This window comes from Symbioplanes lichenis (genome assembly GCF_030709675.1).
Taxonomy (GTDB): Bacteria; Actinomycetota; Actinomycetes; order Mycobacteriales; family Micromonosporaceae; genus Actinoplanes; species Actinoplanes lichenis.
This window is the reverse complement of sequence record NZ_JAUZQD010000016.1, coordinates 94,122-111,389: the sequence shown is the minus strand read 5'-3', so window position 1 is coordinate 111,389 and position 17,268 is coordinate 94,122. Positions and strand designations below refer to the sequence as shown.

The window sequence follows — 17,268 nt, the reverse complement described above, 5'->3', positions numbered from 1 at the left end:
TCGACCACGTGACTTCCGCACTCGCCCTCCAGCCGCTGACGCTCGGGAAGCATCAGGCCACCCCGCCGGTGGTGCTCGCGCCGATGGCCGGCATCACGAATGTCGCGTTCCGGTCGCTCTGCCGGGAGCAGGGCGGCGGGGTCTACGTGTGCGAGATGATCACGACGCGGGCGCTGGTGGAGCGGATCCCCAAGACGCTCAAGATGATCGAGTTCGGGCCGGACGAGGATTTTCGCAGCCTGCAGCTCTACGGTGTCGATCCCGACGTGACGGCGAAGGCCGTACACATGGTGGCCGACGGCAACCTGGCCGACCACATCGACCTCAACTTCGGGTGCCCGGTGCCCAAGGTGACCCGCCGCGGCGGCGGCAGTGCGCTGCCGTGGCGGCGCAAGCTGTTCGGGCGGATCGTGCGGCAGGCCGTGGCCGCGGCCGAGCCCTACGGGATCCCGGTCACGATCAAGATGCGCAAGGGCATCGACGACGAGCACCTGACTTATGTCGAGGCCGGCCTGATCGCGCAGGAGGCGGGCGTCGCGGCGGTGGCGCTGCACGCGCGGACGGCCGAGCAGCGCTACTCCGGGCAGGCCGACTGGGACGCCATCGCCACGCTCAAGCAGGCCCTCGACGTGCCGGTGCTGGGCAACGGCGACATCTGGGAGGCGTCCGACGCGCTGCGCATGGTCGAGCACACCGGCGTCGACGGCGTGGTCGTGGGCCGGGGCTGCCTGGGCCGGCCGTGGCTCTTCAAGGACCTGCAGGCGGCCTTCACCACCGGCGTCGCCACGCAGGAGCTGCCCACGCTGGGCGAGGTGGCGGCCATCATGTCCCGCCACGCGCACCTGCTCGTGCAGGCCCTCGAGGACGAGCGGCACGGCTGCGCCGACTTCCGTAAGCACGTCGCGTGGTACCTGAAGGGCTTCCCGGTCGGTGGCGACCTGCGCCGCTCGCTGGCCATGGTCAAGTCGCTGGCCGAGCTCGACGACCTGCTGGCCCAGCTCGACCCGGCCGTCCCGTTCCCGCGCGAGTCGCTGGGCCAGCCCCGCGGCCGCATCAACGCCCCCGGCAAGGTCTCGCTGCCCTACGGCTGGCTCGACAGCCGCGACGACGACACCGTCCCCGAGGGCGCCGAGATGGAGAACAGCGGCGGATGATCGTCGAGCTGCGCCAGTACGCCCTCCACCCCGGCCGCCGCGAGGATCTGATCACGCTCTTCGACCGCGAGTTCGTGGAGTCGCAGGAGGCGCTCGGCATGACCGTGCTGGGCCAGTTCCGCGACGTCCGGCGCCCCGACGCCTTCGTGTGGCTGCGCGGCTTCCCCGACCTGCCGGCGCGGGCGGAAGCGCTCGCCGCCTTCTACGGCGGGCCGGTCTGGGCCGAGCACAAGGCGGAGGCCAACGCCACGATGGCCGCCTTCGACGACGTGCTGCTGCTGAGCCCGGTCACGCCCCTGCCCGCCGGAGCCCGCGACACCGGCGAGCCCTCGTCCCGCCTCGTCGCCACGATCCACCTGGCCGCCGAGCCGTGGACCACCTTCCCCGAGCCCGACGCGCCGGTCCTCGCCGCGTTCACGACCCTCTACGCCGAGAACAACTTCCCGGCGCTGCCGATCCGCGAGGGCGTGCACGCGTACGTGTGGCTCACCCGCTTCGACACCCAGGCCGGCGCCGAGAAGTTCCTGGAAGGACGCCAGGTGGGGGAGCAGACGCTGCTGCTCGCCCCGACGTCCCGCTCAGGAATGCGCTAGACGTAAGCCGTCCCGCCTCCCGCCGCGAGGTTGGCCGCCAGCTCCGACAGCACGCCGCGCCAGGCCGTCTCGTCCTGCTTGGGCAGCACGTCGTCCCAGATCGTCAGGCACGAGCCGCGCAGCTGCATGAGGCCCGCGGGCCGGCCGAAGAACCACAGATGCAGGTGCTCGGCGCCGTCGCCCCACTTGGCCGAGTGCACGCGCCCGATCCCGCCCAGCGCCTCGATGGCCCGTTCCATGCGCTGCATCAGGGGCCCGATCTCCGCGGCGCGCTCGGCGGGCAGGTCACCCAGGTCGTGATGCGCGACAGGCGACAGCAACACCGTCACCGGTACGGCCGTGGGCCCGCCGGTGTGCCGCACGAGCCAGTGCTCGTCGGCCCAGATCCGTTGCGCGGCCTGATCCCGGCAGATGAAGCAGGAGCCGGACGCGCCGTTGCGGGGCGGCTCCGGCAGCACCGGCCCGTCGAGCACCTTGACGGTCAGCTCGCCCTCGAACGGGAAGATCTCCCATCCCGGCATGCCGTCGGCGGAGAACTCCGGCCGCTCGCCGATCGGGAGGTGGCGCAGGAATCGTTCGGTCATGCGAGCGATGATGGCCGATCCCGGGGGCGCGCGCTGCCCCCGGGATGCCCGGCCGCCATCAGACGTCGAGGTCGGCTTCGATGCGCTTGAGCTGGTGGCGGGCCATGGCCAGGTTGGAGCGGTCGCGGCGGAGGGCGACGTACAGGAACAGGCCCTTGCCCGAGCGGCTCGTGAGCGGGCGGATCATGTGGTACTGGGTGTCGAGGGTGATGAGGATGTCCTCGATCTTCTCGCCGATGTTGAGCATCTCCATCGCGCGGAGTTTGGCCCGGACCACGTCGGTGTTGCCCGCCGCGGCGACGGTGAGGTCGATCTCCTTGCCGCCGCCGGCCGTGCCGAGGGCCATGCCGCTCGTGTGGTCGACCAGGGCGACGCCGATGCAGCCGTCGATGTTCATGATCTCTTTGAGGGCGGTGTCCATGTCGGGCATGGGGTGATTCCTTCCGGTTTCCAGACGAGGGGCTCAGTGGCCCCGGATCGCGTTCTGCAGGGTGGCCATGGGGGTGCGCCGGGCGAGGGGCCCGGGCTGGGCGGGGATCTCCGGCCGGACGGGCGCGGCGGGCTCCAGGACGAGCACCCGCGCGAGCCGGCGCACGGCGCGGCGGGCCTCGAGGTGAACCATCGCGAGGTTGGCGTCGCCGGAGGTGACGAGGGTGAGCAGGGCGTTGGGCCCCGCGGTGTAGGAGGTGATGTAGCCGCCGTCGCACTCGACCACCGACTCGCGGAGCTCGCCGTGGTTGACGGCGTGGGCGAAGCGCCGGGCGAGGGCCAGGTGCGCGGCGGCGAGGGCGGCCAGGCTGTCGGGTTCGATCCCGTGCGCGTCGTGGGCCACCACCATGCCGTCGGTGGTGGCGAGGACACTGCCGGACAGCTCGGGCAGCCGGTGGCGCAGGTTGGCGAGCTCGGCCAGGACCGCCTGGTCCACCGTCATCGCGAAACTCTCCTCTCAGCAGCGTCATCGCAGGGCTCGCAGGGCCGTACGGATGCGTTTCAGCAGGACCTCGTCGGCGCCGGGATGCGGCTCGGGCGGCTCGGCGGCGATCTCCTTGGGCAGCCGCGCCCCGGGTTTTCGCCGCGCCAGCTTGGGCGGGCGGGCCGGAGCCTCGGGAGCCGATGCCACGGTCACCTGAGCCGGCACCACAGCGACTGCGGCAGGAGCGGGGGCGGGGGGAGAGGCGCCGGAGGGCACGATGGGTACGGTCGGCGCCTCCGACGCGGCCGGCACGGCGGGACGGACACGGTTCACCGCCTCGCCGTGCGCGCGCGGGAGGCGTACGAAATCGGGGTTGTCCGGAGTCGCGGGCGGAGGCGCCTCGATCAGGCCGAGTGCCGCCATCCGGCGCAGCTCGAGCACGGTCGCGTAGCCGGCCCGTCCGAGCAGCTGGGCCAGGTCCGCGGGCGTGCGCTGCCCGTCGGCGTGCACGAGCAGCTCCCATTGCGCGGCGGTCATGCTCACCCGCTCCCGGGGCGCCCGGGTGACCGGGATCACCGGTGCGGTGTCGAGCCCGGGCTGCGGGAAGATGTCCTCGACGAGCTTGGTCCGCCGCCGCGACTCACGGGTCAGGGCGCCGGGGTCGATGCGGACCACATCGCCCAGCCAGTGCCGCACGTCGTCGCGGAACTCGGCCGGGGCGTCGGGCCGGCCCAGCGCGAAGTACGCCGCGTCGTAGGTCGCCCCGAGCACGCACAGCTCCAGCTCGCCCTGCGTGAGGTGACCCTGTTCGTAGAGCAGGTGACCCACCGCGCCGCGCCCGGCGCCCGCCTCCAGGGCGGCCTCCCACGTCCGCGCCGCCAGCCGCCCGGAGACGGTCAGCAGCTCGCCGACGCCCGGGGCGGCGGCCGACTCGGCGTACGTGACCGCGCCCCGCACCAGATAGACCGTGCCGCCCGGCGCCCCGCCGACCAGGAGGGCGCCGGTCCGTCCGTCGTCGGCGGCCTGCTTGAGCAGGCGCGAGGGGGCGACGGCGGGGGGCACGGTGAGCTCCTATCGGGTCGTGAGTTCGTCGGCCAGCGTCTGCATGCGGCGGCGGGCCACGGCGAGGTTGCCGCGCAGCCGGTCCAGCCACACGTAGAGCACCAGCCGGCTGTCGAAGTCGGTCCGGACGAGCCGCAGCAGGTGGTAGCCCCCCGCGGTCGTGATGATCAGGTCCTCGAGCAGGTCGTGCGGGACCGCCGAGACGAACAGCGAGCGGCTCTGCGCCGCCTGGACGACGTCCGCGGTGCCGGCCGCCGCGGCCTCGTGGTCCTCGTTGGGTGCGGCCCCGGTCGTCGCGACCGGGAAGCCGGTGGTGTAGTCGACGATGCTGGCCCCGATCGCGCCGGGGATCGCCATGGCCTCCTGCAGACAGTTCTCGACCCCGGGCACGTCACTCCTCAGCCGAGGCTCGTCGGTGAAAACGCCGGCGGGATCTTGCTCGCCCCGCCGTCACAATGGGCCATCCTGCGGCCACGCTGTGATCTCGCGTCGGACTGTGTGTGCGTCATGTCCCTCGATGCGGTTCGTACCACTGAAGGCCGTCCGCGCGTAACATGATCGTCACTTTCGATGGAGGTTGTGCCCTATGCCAAGCACCTGGGAACAGGTCGTCGTCGACGCGGAGGATCCCGCCCGGCTCGCCCGCTGGTGGGCGGAGGCCCTGGGCTACCGGATCGTTCACGAGGAGCCCGGCGAGGTGGAGATCCGGCGCGCTCCCGACGCGCTGCCCGGGCTGCTGTTCGTGACGGTGCCCGACGCCAAGGCGGTCAAGAACAGGCTGCACATCGACCTGCGCCCGGAGGACCAGGAGTCCGAGGTCGAGCGGCTGGTCGACATGGGCGCGCGCCCGGCGGACATCGGCCAGCACGACGTCGGCTGGGTGGTGCTGGCCGACCCCGAAGGCAACGAGTTCTGCGTGCTGTCCTCGCGCAAGCCCTAGTGTTGGGATCATGAGCGACGCCGCGCGCTGGGTGCCCGAGCCCGCGAAGGACAGCGGCTACGGGCGCACCCAGTTCGAGCGCGATCGGGCCCGGGTCCTGCACTCCGCCGGGTTCCGCCGGCTCGCCGCCAAGACCCAGGTGCACACGGCCGGGTCCGACGACTTCCTGCGGACCCGGCTCACCCACTCGCTGGAGGTCGCGCAGATCTCCCGCGAGATGGGCGCCCGGCTCGGCTGCGACCCCGATGTGGTCGACGTCGCCGGTCTCGCCCATGATCTCGGCCACCCGCCCTTCGGGCACAACGGCGAGGACGCGCTCGACGCGGTCGCCCGGCCGTGCGGCGGCTTCGAGGGCAACGCGCAGACGCTGCGGGTGCTGACCCGGCTCGAGGCGAAGGTCCCGGGGGCCGGCCTCAACCTGACCCGGGCGTCGCTCGACGCGTGCAGCAAATACCCCTGGCAGCGGCGGGTCTCCAGCCGCAAGTTCGGGGTGTACGCCGACGACCTCCCGGTTTTCACGTGGCTGCGCGCCACGGCCCCCGCGGGCGAGCGCAAGTGCCTTGAGGCGCAGGTCATGGACTGGGCGGACGACGTCGCCTACTCGGTGCACGACGTCGAGGACGGCATCCACGGCGGCTACCTGCGCCTCGGCCCGCTGCTGGCCGACGCGGACGAGCGGGCCGAGCTGTGCGCCGACGTGGCCGCCACCTACTCCGACGAGACGCCCGATCTGCTGCGGGAGGCCCTGGACCTGCTGCTCGCCGACGAGCTCGTCCGGGCGACGGCCGGCTACGACGGGACGACGGGGGCCCAGATCGCCCTCAAGCGGATGACGAGCGTGCTGACCGGCCGGTTCGTCGCCTCGGCGGTCGGCGCCACGACCAGCCGCTACGGCACCGAGCCCATGCGCCGGTACGCCGCCGATCTCGTCGTGCCGCGTACGGTCCGTAATCAGTGCGCCCTGCTCAAGGGCATGGCGTTGCGCTACGTGATGCGGGCCGACGGCGCCGCGCAGCGCTACGAGCGGCAGCGCGAGATCCTCACCACACTCGTCGCTGCGCTGTGCGACCGGGCGCCCGGCGCGCTCGACCCGATGTTCGCGGAGATGTGGGACACAGCCGCCGACGACGCGGCGCGGCTGCGCGTGGTCGTGGACCAGGTCGCCTCGCTGACCGACCCCGCCGCGGTCGCGTGGCACCGGGAGCATGTGGGCTGACCCTCGTGGCGACCCGCCGGGGTCGCGAGGCAGTATGTAGCGGTGGCGGGCAGGGTCAAGGACGAGGACATCGCGCTGGTCCGCGACCGGACCTCGATCGCGGACATCATCAGCGAGACAGTGACGCTGCGCTCGGCGGGCGGCGGCAACCTCAAGGGGTTGTGCCCCTTCCACGACGAGAAGAGCCCGTCGTTCAACGTCGCGCCCGCCCGCAACGTCTATTTCTGCTTCGGCTGCGGCGCCGGCGGCGACGCGATCAAGTTCCTGATGGACGCCGAGCACCTGACGTTCGTGGAGGCGCTGGAGCGGCTGGCGGCCAAGGCCGGCATCCAGCTGCGTTACGAGGAGGACGTCAACCGCAACGGCGGCCAGCAGCGGCAGCACCAGGCGGGGCAGAAGCAGCGGCTGCTGCTGGCCCACGCGGCGGCCGCCGACTTCTATCGCGACCAGCTGAGCAAGGCCGGTGCGCGCAAGGCCCGCGAGTTCCTCGCGCAGCGCGGCTTCGGGCGTGACGCCGCCGAGCGCTACGGCTGCGGCTTCGCCCCCGACGCGTGGGACCACCTGAGCAAGCACCTGCTGCAGAAGGGCTTCAGCCGGGAGGAGCTGATCACCGGCGGGCTGTCGAAGGAGGCCCGCTCCGGCTCGCTGATCGACCGCTTCCGGCGGCGGCTGCTGTGGCCGATCCGCGACCTGACCGGCGAGGTGATCGGCTTCGGGGCGCGCAAGCTGTTCGACGACGACGACGGCCCGAAATACCTCAACACGCCCGAGTCGCCGCTCTACAAGAAGTCGCACGTGCTCTACGGCATCGACCACGCCAAGCGCGAGATCGCCAAGCGCGGCCGGGCGGTGATCGTCGAGGGCTACACCGACGTGATGGCCTGCCACGAGGCCGGCGAGCCCACGGCCGTGGCCACCTGCGGGACGGCGTTCGGCGTCGATCACATCGGGGTGCTGCGCCGCCTGCTCATGGACAGCGACAGCTTCACCGGCGAGATCATCTACACGTTCGACGGGGACGCGGCCGGGCAGAAGGCGGCGCTGCGGGCGTTCGAGGAGGATCAGCGCTTCGTCGGGCGTACCTTCATCGCGGTCTCGCCCGGCAACATGGACCCGTGCGAGCTGCGCCTGGCCCGCGGCGACCTGGCCGTGCGCGACATGATCGCCGGGCGTGAGCCGCTGGTCGACTTCGCGCTGCGGCACACGATCGCGCGCTTCGACCTGGACACCGTCGAGGGCCGGGTCGAGGCCATGCGCCGCGCCGCGCCGCTCGTGGCCAAGATCAAAGACCGGGAGAAGCGCCCGGAGTACGCCCGGAAGCTCGCCGGTGACCTCGGCATGGACCTGGAGCCGGTGCAGCGGGCCGTGGCGCAGGCGTCGGCGCCCGACGCTCCGCAGGCCACGCAGCGCCGGCAGTCCGACAGCCCGCAACGGCGGGTGGAGCGGGAGACCCTCAAGCTGGCTCTGCAATATCCGGTGCTGGCGGGGCCGATGTTCGACGCGATCGAGGTCGAGGCCTACGCCGACCCGGTGCTGCGCGCCGTGCGTCAAGCCATCGCGACCGCCGGGGGGACGGCGAGCGCGGTCGGCGGCGTGGTGTGGATCGAGGCGGTCCGTGACGCATGCGACGATCTGGGCGGCAAGGCGCTCATCGGGGAGCTGGCGGTCGAGGAGGTCTATGTGGACGGCGGCGAGCCGGACCTGCGCTACGTCCAGATCACCCTCGCCCGGCTCCAGGTGGGCTCGGTGACCACCCGGATCAAGGACCTCAAGTCGAAGGTGCAGCGGCTCAACCCGGTCGCGCACAAGGACGAATACCTCGCCCTCGCCGGCGAGCTCTTCTCGCTGGAGCAGCACGCCCGCGCGCTGCGTGACCAGGCAGCAGGTGCCCTGTGAGCATTTTCCGCCGCCGCCCGAAGCTGCCCGCCGACAAGCGGCCGCCCCTGACGTCCGAGGAGCGGGTGCTCGCGTGGGCTGCCCTCGCCGGCGAGCAGGTGGTGGTCGCGACCAACCGGGGCCTGTGGCTGCCCGGCGGGTTCCTCGGCTGGCACGAGATCCACAAGGCGACATGGTCGGGTCGTGAGCTGCACGTCACGCCGGCCGTGGTCGCGGAGGAGCGGCCGGGCTACGACGTGCTGGTGGACGGGCCGGTGACCGGCTACCTCCTGCTCGAGCCGGGGGAATTGCCCGATCACGTACGCACGCGGGTCACGCGCTCGGTCGCGTACACGTCGCATCATCCGCTCCCGCCCAACGGCGGCGTCCGCGTGGTCGCGCGCCGGGTCAGCGGGGTGGACGGGCTGTCGTGGTCGGTGCGCTACGACGCGCGCACCGCCACCGACGCCGAGCCGGTCGTCGAGGCGACCGACCAGCTCGTGGCGTCCGCGCGGGAGGCCACCGCTCCGCCGGCCTGAGTTTTTGTCACACCCCTTGGCTAGGTTCGGCGGGTGGCACTCATTCGGGCTCGTGGGCTGGTCAAACGGTTCGGCGACTTCACCGCGGTCGACGGCATCGACGTCGAGGTGCGCGCCGGGGAGGCGTTCGGGTTCCTCGGTCCCAACGGGGCCGGGAAGAGCTCCACCATGCGCATGATCGGCTGTGTCTCGCCGCCCAGCGACGGCGAGCTGAGCATCCTCGGCCTCGACCCGCGCCGCGACGGGCCGGCCATCCGGGCCCGGCTGGGCGTGTGCCCGCAGCTCGACAACCTCGACGCCGAGCTGAGCGTCCGGGAAAATCTGACGACCTATGCCCGGTTCTTCGGCATCCCGCGCAAGGTGGCCCGGCGCCGGGCCGACGAGCTGCTCGATTTCGTGCAGCTGAGCGAGCGGGCCGACGCCAAGGTCGAGCCGCTGTCGGGCGGCATGAAACGCCGGCTCACGATCGCCCGGGCGCTGGTCAACGAGCCGGAGATCGTGCTGCTCGACGAGCCGACCACCGGGCTCGACCCACAGGCCCGGCACCTGGTGTGGGAGCGGCTGTTCCGGCTCAAGCAGCAGGGCGTGACGCTGGTGCTGACCACGCACTACATGGACGAGGCCGAGCAGCTCTGCGACCGGCTCGTGGTGATGGACGGCGGCCGGATCGTCGCCGAGGGTTCGCCGCGCGCGCTGATCGAGCGCTATTCGACGCGCGAGGTGGTCGAGCTGCGCTTCGCGGCCGAGTCGCAGGAGCCCTTCGCGGCCAAGCTGACGGGCGTGGGCGAGCGGGTCGAGGTGCTGCCCGACCGGGTGCTGGTCTATGCCGCCGACGGCGACGAGGCGGTGGCCGAGGTCCAGCGGCGGGCGCTCGCCCCGGCCGGGGTGCTCGTGCGCCGCAGCAGCCTGGAGGACGTCTTCCTGCACCTGACCGGCCGGACGCTGGTGGACTGACATGACGCTGGCGATCCTGGAGTACCACTGGGTGGCGTACCTGCGGGTGTGGCGGTCGAGCGTGGTCTCGTCGTTCGTGCTGCCGCTGCTCACCATGCTCGGCTTCGGCGTGGGCGTCGGGGCCTATGTGACGGGCGGCGTCGAGGGCGTGCCCTATCTGGACTGGATGGTGCCCGGTCTGATTGCGTCGACGGCGGTGCAGGTGGCGATCGGCGACGCCACCTGGCCGGTGTTCGGCAGCTTCGACTGGAACAAGCGCTACTTCGCCCAGGCCGCCGCCCCGCCCCGGGTGCGCGACATCCTCGACGGCAACCTGCTGTTCGTGGTCGTGCGGGTGCTGATGAGCGCCGGCGCCTTCCTGGCGATCGCCGCCGCCTTCGGCACGCTGCACTCGTGGCTGGCCCTCACCACGCTGCCGGTCGCGGCGCTGGCCGGGCTGGCCGTGGCGACCCCGTCGTTCGCCTATGCGGCCGCCGTCAGCTCGGAGAGCTACCTGTCGATCCTGTTCCGGGTCGGCATGATCCCGATGACGTTGTTCTCCGGCGTGTTCTTCCCGGTGGAGTCGCTGCCCGCGGCGCTGGAGTGGATCGCCTATGCCTTCCCGCTCTGGCACGCCGTCGACCTGAGCCGCGCGGCGACCCTCGGCGTGGCGCCCGCGTGGCCGGCCCTGGCCCACGTGCTCTATCTGGTGCTGTGGGCGGCGGGCGGCCGCTGGCTCGCGCTGCGCCAGTTCACCCGCCGGCTCGTGGTCTGAGGAGCTCCTGATGGTGTCCCTGGTTCTGCCCCGGCTGCTGGCACCCGGCGGCCCCGCCCGGCGCTCGGCCACGATGATCGAGCGCAACGTGGCGACCCTGCGCGGCGCCTACTGGATCGTGGTGGCCAGCGGGCTGCTCGAGCCGGTGCTCTATCTGCTCTCCATCGGCGTCGGCGTGGGCGCGCTGATCGGCGACCTGACCCTGGCCGACGGGCGCGTGGTCCGCTACGCCGAGTTCGTGGCCCCGGCCATGCTCGCGTCCTCGGCGATGACCGGGGCGCTCGCCGAGACGACCTTCAACTTCTTCGGCAAGATGAAATACCAGAAGCTCTACGACGGCATCCTCGCCACCCCGGTCCGCCCGATCGAGATCGCCCTGGGCGAGCTGGTCTGGGCCATGCTCCGCGGCACGATCTACGCGGCGGCCTTCCTCGCCCTGATGATCGCCATGGACCTCACCACCCCGGCCCGGGCCCTGGCCGCCCTCGCCGCCACGGTCCTCGTCGGCTTCACCTTCGGGGCGCTGGGCATGGCCCTGTCCACGTTCATGAAGAGCTGGCAGGACTTCGACCTGATCTCCTCGGTGCAGTTCGCCCTGTTCCTCTTCTCGGGCACGTTCGTCCCCGCCACCGCCTATCCGGCCGTCCTGCAGTGGGTGGTCGAGGTGACGCCGCTCTACCGCGCGGTGCACCTGATCCGCGCCCTCACCCTGGGCGGCGTGACCTGGACCAATGTCATCGACGTGCTCTACCTGCTCGTTCTGCTGGCGCTGGGTCTCGTGGCGGCGGGGCGCCGGATGGGCAAGCTGCTGCTGAGCTGACCGGGCCGCCGCCCCGGCCCGCAGCCCCTCAGCCGGTTTCGGCCCGCTGGCTCCGGGCCCGCTGCCTCCCGGCCCGCTGGCTCCGGGCCCGCTGCCTCCCGGCCCGCTGCCTCCGGGCCCGCTGCCTCCCGGCCCGCTGGCTCCCGGCCCGCTGCCTCCCGGCCCGCTGCCTCCGGGCCCGCTGCCTCCCGGCCCGCTGGCTCCCGGCCCGCTGCCTCCCGGCCCGCTGCCTCCGGGCCCGCTGCCTCCCGGCCCGCTGGCTCCCGGCCCGCTGCCTCCCGGGCTGCGGCACCTCGCTCGCTGGCTCGCTGCCCGCCGGCTCCCGGGGGCGGCACCGGCTGCGGTCAGGGGTGCGGCGTGAGCTCCCAGATTCGCACCGTTCCGGCGGCGTCACCGGCGGCGGCGTAGGTGTGGCCGTTCTCCTCGATCGCGGCGACGCACGTGAAGGTGCCGGTGGCACTGAGCATCGGTGGCGCCACCGTGTTGCCGGTTGTCGCGTCCCGGATCTGCACGGCGCTGTCGGCCGCCACCAGGACGAGGTCGCGGTCGCCGGCGCGGGTCAGCAGCAGCTGCTGGTTGAAGCCGGCGTCGGGCCGGAAACTCGCGCGCAGCTCGCCGGTCGCGACGTCCCGCAGGTAGATGTCGCCGGTCTCCTCCGGCCAGACTCCCTCGCCGTGCGCGGCGTTCTTGCGGGCGTCGACGCCGTGGGCGGCCACCAGCCGGCCGCCGACCCGGCCGAACGCGCCATGCCCGCCGTCGTCGCCGGTCAGCATCCGCAGCACCGGCTCGGCGGCGGTCACGTCCCAGAGCGTGAGCTGCTCGCTGTCGAAGCCGGCGGCCTCCGGGAACAGCGTCTTGTCGGGCGGGCCCACCGTCAGGGCCAGCAGCCGTCCGCCGTCGGCGGCGAGATCCTGCAACTTGGCCGGTTCCGGCAGCGCGATCGTGGTGAACGGTGTCCCGGTCACGGCGTCCCACACCTGCAGCCGGGCGCCGGCGACGGCGGCCACCAGGGTGCGGCCGTCGAACTCGGCGCTCGCCACCCGGCCGGACCCGGTCAGGGGCGCGCCGAGACGCTCGCCGGTCGCGGGCTCCCGGCGCGCGAGGGGCTCGCCCGTCGCGGGCTCCCGGCGCGCGAGGGGCTCGCCCGTCGCGGGCTCCCGGCGCGCGAGGGGCTCGCCCGTCGCGGGCTTCCAGCGCTGCACCGTCCCGTCCTCGTCGGCGGAGACCAGGATGTCCCCGGCGAAGACCAGCCCGGTGACCGGCCCGCAGCGGATCGGCTCGGCGGCCCCGGCGGCGGTGACCGGGTCCCAGAAGCGGATGGTGCCGTCCCGCCCGCCGGACGCGAAGACCGCCCGCCCGCCGAGGAACCCGCCCGCGACCGCGGTGACCTCGTCCGGGTGCCCGGCGTGGCGCACCGGCCCGTCGACGAGCCAGGTGCGAACCGTTCCCGAGCCGTCGGCGGACACCACCGCCTGCCGGCCGCGCCACCGGGTCACGGCCACGGCGGTGACCGGGCCGGTGTGTCCTGACCACGGGCCGCCGGCCGGTTCGCGGGCCGAGACCTTCCAGACGCGTACGGAACCGTCGGCGCCCCCGGTGGCCAGCAGCGCGTCGTCGTCGGTGTCGCGGATCGCGGCCGCGGTGACGGCGACCGAGGCGGCGTCGTCCTGCCCGTCGCGGCGCAGCAGCTCCCGGCCCGTGAACGAGTCCCGCACCCGGAACCCGCCGCCGTCGAGCACGATCTCCAGCGGTCCGTCCGTGCCGTCGGCGGGCAGCGGGAGCCGGGCGTACGGCAGGCCTGTCTCGATGTCGTAGAGCATCGCGGGTTCGCCGCCGGTGAGCCCGGTCCCGCCGGTGGCCCTGCCGGTGGGACCGGTTCCGCTGGTGGAAGCCGGTTCGCCGGTGAGCACGGCCAGCATGCGGCCGCCACGTCGCGCCCATCCGCCGAACGAGCGGACCGGCCCTCCGAAGAAGGGGGACGACGCACCCGAGACGGTCAGCGCGCTGCCGGGCCCGGCCACCGCGGTGACGAGTTGTCCCTCCCACGCCAGCACGGCGACCGCGTCACCATCGGGCAGCGGGGACAGGCGGGGCCCGCCGTCACCCGGCACCCACAGCTCGCTCCGGTCGGCGCCGGCCGGTGTCCGCCACGTGACCGCTGCGGCCAGGCCGTCGCCCCAGGCGGCGAGCGCCAGCCGGTGCAGTTGGTTCTCGCCGGGTCGATCGGCGGGCCACAGCTCCGGGAGCGTCACCTCACGGCCGGTCTCCATGCTCCAGACGCGTACGGTCGCGCCGGCCGAGACGACAAGCACGCGGTCGCGGTGCACGACGGCCGCCACGATCGGGCCGTCGGCGGACACCGGCTCCCCGGAGGACTCGCCGGTGAGCACGTCGCGCACCAGCCCGGTCCCTTCCGCCGCCAGCAGGCGCTCCCCGTGGACAACCAGCGCCACCCCGCCGAAGTCCTGCCCCGCGACCTGTGACCCGTCGCCGACGTCCCAGCTTCGGACCCGGCCCGACGCGATCACAGCCACGAGCTCGCGCCCACCGGCCATGAAGGTCGTCACCCCTCGGGGCGAAGGCAAGCCCGCGATCGCCGGCCCGACCGGCACGCCGGTACGCGCGTCCCGCACCGCCACCGTGCCGTTGCCCGTCACCGTGGCGAGCAGTGCCCGTCCCGCGCCCGGCCCGAGCGCGGCGAGCTCGGCGCTGTGCAGCAGCGACCGGTCGGGCAGCAGAACCCCGCTGTCGAGCTCGACGAACCGCACCGGCAGGGCCTCGTCATCGACGCCGGCGAAGACCAGCAGCTCCCGGCCGTTCGCCGACGCGGTCCGGATCGTCTCCGGCCGCAGGGTGCCCAGCCGCGTACGCAGAAGAAGGTGTGGTGGCCGCGTGGAGTCTTCGACCCATCCGGACTCGTCCGACATGGCCGCCAAGATAGTGCGAACGCGCCACGCTGTCCGGCCCGCACGCCCGCGCGGATGGCGGCTCACCTGTGCGTTTGCTGGATGTTGTCGTGATGCAAGAGGTTAGAAGCGGCGATATGGCGGGCATCACCTCCTCAGATGTGGTCCGCGGCGGCCGGGCAGGCCGGCGGATCTCGTGCGAGAGGTGCGGAGCGCCCGGAGGGAATCCCGTTATGAAACTGCTGGGCAAGTCGGATCACGAATCCGGCCATGACGAGAACGCTGACGCGGCGCGAGGCGCCCGGGCGGCGGGCGAGCGGGACGCCGGCAAGCACGGCTACGACGTCGACGCCGCGGCCACCAGCAAGACCGCGGAGAGCAAGGACCGCGACCTGAGCGCGCCCTCGCCGGACGCCGGGCCGGACAACCCGGCACAGCTGAAGGGCAAGGGCATCCTCGGGGCGCTCAAGCGGACCTTCAAGCAGTTCTCCGAGGACAACATCACCGACTGGGCGGCGGCCCTGACGTACTACGGGGTGCTGTCGATCTTCCCCGGCGCGCTGGTGCTGGTGTCCGTGCTCGGGCTGCTCAGCAGTGACGGCAAGCAGACGGTGACCGACACGATCAACGACATCGCGCCGAGCCAGATCCAGGACCTGACCAACCAGGTGCTGGGGCAGGTCAGCGACACCGGGACGGCGAGCTTCGCGGCGATCATCGGTCTGGTGGCGGCGTTCTGGTCGGCGTCGGGCTACATCGGGGCGTTCATGCGGGCCTCGAACGCGATCTACGACGTGCCGGAGGGCCGGCCGATCTGGAAGACGCTGCCCATCCGGGTGGGCGTCACCGCGGTCATCGGCCTCATGCTGATCATCTCGGCCATGATCGTGGTCTTCACGGGTGACCTGGCGCAGGCGGTCGGCGACCAGATCGGCCTCGGCTCCGCGGCCGTGACGACCTGGAACATCGCCAAGTGGCCGGTGCTCGTGATCCTGGTCAGCCTGATGTTCGCGATCCTCTACTGGGCCTCGCCGAACGCGAAGACCGGCGGCTTCCGCTGGGTCAGCCCGGGCGGCATCTTCGCCGTGATCCTGTGGGTGGTCGCCTCCGGTGCGTTCGCGCTCTACCTGGCGAACTTCGCCAACTACAACAAGACGTACGGCACGCTGGGTGGTGTCATCGCCTTCCTGGTCTGGCTGTGGATCTCCAACATCGCGATCATGATCGGCGCGGAGCTCGACGCCGAGCTGGAGCGCGGCCGGGCGATCGCCGCCGGGCACGACCCCGAGGACGAGCCGTTCCTCGAGCTGCGCGACGACCGCAAGCTCAAGAAGGGCAGCGAAAAGGGTCTCAGTACGAACTGACCCAGGCCCACGTCAGCGGCCCGTCCGGCACCCCGCCGGGCGGGCCGCTCCATGTGCGCGAACGGACGAATCGCCGCACTGTCGCTTGGCCGACAGTTGCCGAAAGCGGTGACACTGCGTGGTGATCGACGATCGCCGATGGTCATCGTGACGGTCCGTTTTGTCCCCACGCGACCGTCCACGCGACCGGCCACGGGCGGTAGCCGCACGGGCGGGGCGGGACAAGCCCGCATGCGCGGACCAATCCGGACCGCCGCCGCCGGAGTAGATGTCTCGCGTGACTTCTCGACAAGACGCGACGGCGGACAAGCTTGCGGCCACGCTGCTGCCCGGGCTGCGGGCCGAGGCGGCCTTCCACGGCCTGTACGGACCCGTGCTCGCCGTGCGCTGGCGCAAGCTGGAGTGCCCCGGTCCGCCCGCCCGCCCGGCCCACGACGGCGAGGTCCGCGACCTGCCGCGCCTGCTCGACGACCTGCCCCGGCGCCGCCTGGTCGTGCTCGGGGAAGCCGGGGCCGGCAAGACTTCAGCGGGCCTGTTGACCGCGCTCACCCTGCTGGGCCGGCACCTTCCCGCGGAGAAGATCCCGGTGCCCGTCGGCCTGAACGACTGGGAACCGGCCCGGGAGACGCTCAGTGAGCACCTCGTCCGGCAGGTGGCGCCGGTGGTCGGCCGGCCCGCCGCGATCGAACTGGTCGGCGGCGGTCACCTCCTCCCGATCTTCGACGACGTCTTCGAGCCGGCCCCGGACGCGGCGAGCTGTCCGATCACCGCCGCGCAGGCGGCCCGCGTACGGGTGGAAGCCCTCATCGCCGCCCTCAACCGCAGCACCGACGGGTTCGTCGTGCTGGCGGACACCGTGCGCTACCGCGAGGCGACCCGGCTCGGGCCGGAGCTGGACGCCTGTCACGTCGTGCTCGAGCCGGTGGCCGCCGAGGAGGCCCGGTCGTGGCTGCGCCGGTCGGTGGCGGGCGTGGCCCAGCTGGCCGAGGACAAGGCGGACTCGAAGGTCGCCCGCTGCGCCGACCTCGTCGCCCGGCTCGATCGGGCCCCGGGCGGCGCCGACGTGCTGGGGTCGCCCCGGCGGCTCGGGCTGCTGGAAGGCTTGATCTACGGCCGGCCCGACGCCGTGCGGGAACTGCCCGACGGTGACGCCGGCGCGATCACAAGCTACCTCTACCAGGAGGCCGTGGCCGGATGCGAGGAGGCGTTGCGGTCGATCGTGGCGCCGCCCCGCGTCTCCTGGCTGTCCGCACTCCGGCGCCGGGGGCGACAGGACATGCTGCTCCAGGAAGCGGTCGACCGCCGCCTCCTGCGCCGAGTCCCGGGCGGATACGTCATCCCCGACCCCGGCCTCCGCGACTACCTGCGCACCGAGACGCCCGGCAAGCCCCCCGCCGTACGCCGCTCCTATGCCGAGCGCGACCGCAACTCCACCGTCCCCGATGTTCTCGCCGGGGCCACCGCCCATGCGCCGGTTACTTTTGACTCAGAAGACAAAAGTTCCGGTTGATCAATGCAAAGCTATGGACCAGCGGGGTGGAAGGGCCCTAGTGTGACGGGCGTGACACCGTCCCGTTGCGGCGGTGTGAACGGC

17 protein-coding genes are annotated in these 17,268 nt (G+C 72.8%); 11 read left to right on the top strand and 6 right to left on the bottom strand.

Annotation, left to right across the window (positions count from 1 at the left end; genetic code table 11):
• Positions 1 to 8 precede the first annotated feature (8 nt).
• The gene (gene dusB / locus RAN62_RS32990) at positions 9 to 1,154 is read left to right on the top strand and encodes a tRNA dihydrouridine synthase DusB (RefSeq protein WP_305788748.1); all 1,146 of its coding nucleotides are present in this window, start codon (positions 9 to 11) and stop codon (positions 1,152 to 1,154) included.
• Complete coding sequence (locus RAN62_RS32985) at positions 1,151 to 1,747, top strand: NIPSNAP family protein (RefSeq protein WP_305788747.1); 597 nt, start codon at positions 1,151 to 1,153, stop codon at positions 1,745 to 1,747. The genes dusB and RAN62_RS32985 overlap by 4 nt, the downstream gene beginning before the upstream one ends.
• Here the strand turns inward: RAN62_RS32985 and RAN62_RS32980 are convergent.
• From RAN62_RS32980 to RAN62_RS32960, 5 genes are read right to left on the bottom strand one after another with little or no spacing between them, the layout of a single operon-like run.
• A complete protein-coding gene (locus RAN62_RS32980; protein WP_305788746.1) occupies positions 1,744 to 2,331 on the bottom strand; it encodes an HIT family protein in 588 nt (195 codons plus the stop codon). The genes RAN62_RS32985 and RAN62_RS32980 overlap by 4 nt on opposite strands.
• 58 nt (positions 2,332 to 2,389) lie before the next feature.
• A complete protein-coding gene (locus RAN62_RS32975) occupies positions 2,390 to 2,761 on the bottom strand; it encodes a hypothetical protein (RefSeq protein WP_305788745.1) in 372 nt (123 codons plus the stop codon).
• A 33-nt stretch (positions 2,762 to 2,794) separates the two neighbouring features.
• Positions 2,795 to 3,262, bottom strand: coding sequence for a roadblock/LC7 domain-containing protein (locus RAN62_RS32970; RefSeq protein WP_305788744.1), 468 nt, complete (start codon positions 3,260 to 3,262; stop codon positions 2,795 to 2,797).
• A gap of 24 nt (positions 3,263 to 3,286) precedes the next feature.
• Positions 3,287 to 4,306: a serine/threonine-protein kinase gene (locus RAN62_RS32965; protein ID WP_305788743.1), complete on the bottom strand. Its 1,020-nt coding sequence runs from the start codon at positions 4,304 to 4,306 to the stop codon at positions 3,287 to 3,289.
• A 9-nt stretch (positions 4,307 to 4,315) separates the two neighbouring features.
• Complete coding sequence (locus RAN62_RS32960) at positions 4,316 to 4,696, bottom strand: roadblock/LC7 domain-containing protein (RefSeq protein ID WP_305788742.1); 381 nt, start codon at positions 4,694 to 4,696, stop codon at positions 4,316 to 4,318.
• A 196-nt stretch (positions 4,697 to 4,892) separates the two neighbouring features.
• On the opposite strand from RAN62_RS32960, the gene RAN62_RS32955 reads away from it, so the two are divergent.
• From RAN62_RS32955 to RAN62_RS32925, 7 genes are read left to right on the top strand one after another with little or no spacing between them, the layout of a single operon-like run.
• Positions 4,893 to 5,246, top strand: coding sequence for a VOC family protein (locus RAN62_RS32955; protein ID WP_305788741.1), 354 nt, complete (start codon positions 4,893 to 4,895; stop codon positions 5,244 to 5,246).
• A gap of 10 nt (positions 5,247 to 5,256) precedes the next feature.
• Positions 5,257 to 6,462, top strand: a complete 1,206-nt coding sequence (locus RAN62_RS32950) for a deoxyguanosinetriphosphate triphosphohydrolase (protein ID WP_305788740.1) — start codon at positions 5,257 to 5,259, stop codon at positions 6,460 to 6,462.
• Positions 6,463 to 6,504: 42 nt separating this feature from the next.
• A complete protein-coding gene (gene dnaG / locus RAN62_RS32945; RefSeq protein WP_305788739.1) occupies positions 6,505 to 8,358 on the top strand; it encodes a DNA primase in 1,854 nt (617 codons plus the stop codon).
• Positions 8,355 to 8,876, top strand: coding sequence for a hypothetical protein (locus RAN62_RS32940; RefSeq protein WP_305788738.1), 522 nt, complete (start codon positions 8,355 to 8,357; stop codon positions 8,874 to 8,876). Before dnaG ends, RAN62_RS32940 begins: the two co-directional genes overlap by 4 nt.
• Positions 8,877 to 8,909: 33 nt before the next feature.
• Positions 8,910 to 9,830 (top strand): ABC transporter ATP-binding protein, encoded by a 921-nt coding sequence (locus tag RAN62_RS32935; RefSeq protein WP_305788737.1) that lies wholly within the window; start codon positions 8,910 to 8,912, stop codon positions 9,828 to 9,830.
• A 1-nt stretch (position 9,831) separates the two neighbouring features.
• Positions 9,832 to 10,584 (top strand): ABC transporter permease, encoded by a 753-nt coding sequence (locus RAN62_RS32930; protein WP_305788736.1) that lies wholly within the window; start codon positions 9,832 to 9,834, stop codon positions 10,582 to 10,584.
• A gap of 10 nt (positions 10,585 to 10,594) precedes the next feature.
• Positions 10,595 to 11,404, top strand: coding sequence for an ABC transporter permease (locus RAN62_RS32925; RefSeq protein ID WP_305788735.1), 810 nt, complete (start codon positions 10,595 to 10,597; stop codon positions 11,402 to 11,404).
• Positions 11,405 to 11,748: 344 nt separating this feature from the next.
• Here RAN62_RS32925 and RAN62_RS32920 read toward each other — a convergent pair whose 3' ends face one another.
• Complete coding sequence (locus RAN62_RS32920; RefSeq protein WP_305788734.1) at positions 11,749 to 14,331, bottom strand: WD40 repeat domain-containing protein; 2,583 nt, start codon at positions 14,329 to 14,331, stop codon at positions 11,749 to 11,751.
• A 212-nt stretch (positions 14,332 to 14,543) separates the two neighbouring features.
• Here RAN62_RS32920 and RAN62_RS32915 point away from each other — a divergent pair, with 212 nt between their 5' ends.
• Together RAN62_RS32915 and RAN62_RS32910 are read left to right on the top strand one after the other, a co-directional pair.
• Positions 14,544 to 15,674 (top strand): YihY/virulence factor BrkB family protein, encoded by a 1,131-nt coding sequence (locus RAN62_RS32915; RefSeq protein WP_305788733.1) that lies wholly within the window; start codon positions 14,544 to 14,546, stop codon positions 15,672 to 15,674.
• A 277-nt stretch (positions 15,675 to 15,951) separates the two neighbouring features.
• Positions 15,952 to 17,184 carry a hypothetical protein gene (locus RAN62_RS32910; RefSeq protein WP_305788732.1) on the top strand — a complete coding sequence of 411 codons (1,233 nt, stop codon included), beginning with the start codon at positions 15,952 to 15,954 and terminating at the stop codon, positions 17,182 to 17,184.
• Positions 17,185 to 17,268 lie beyond the last annotated feature (84 nt).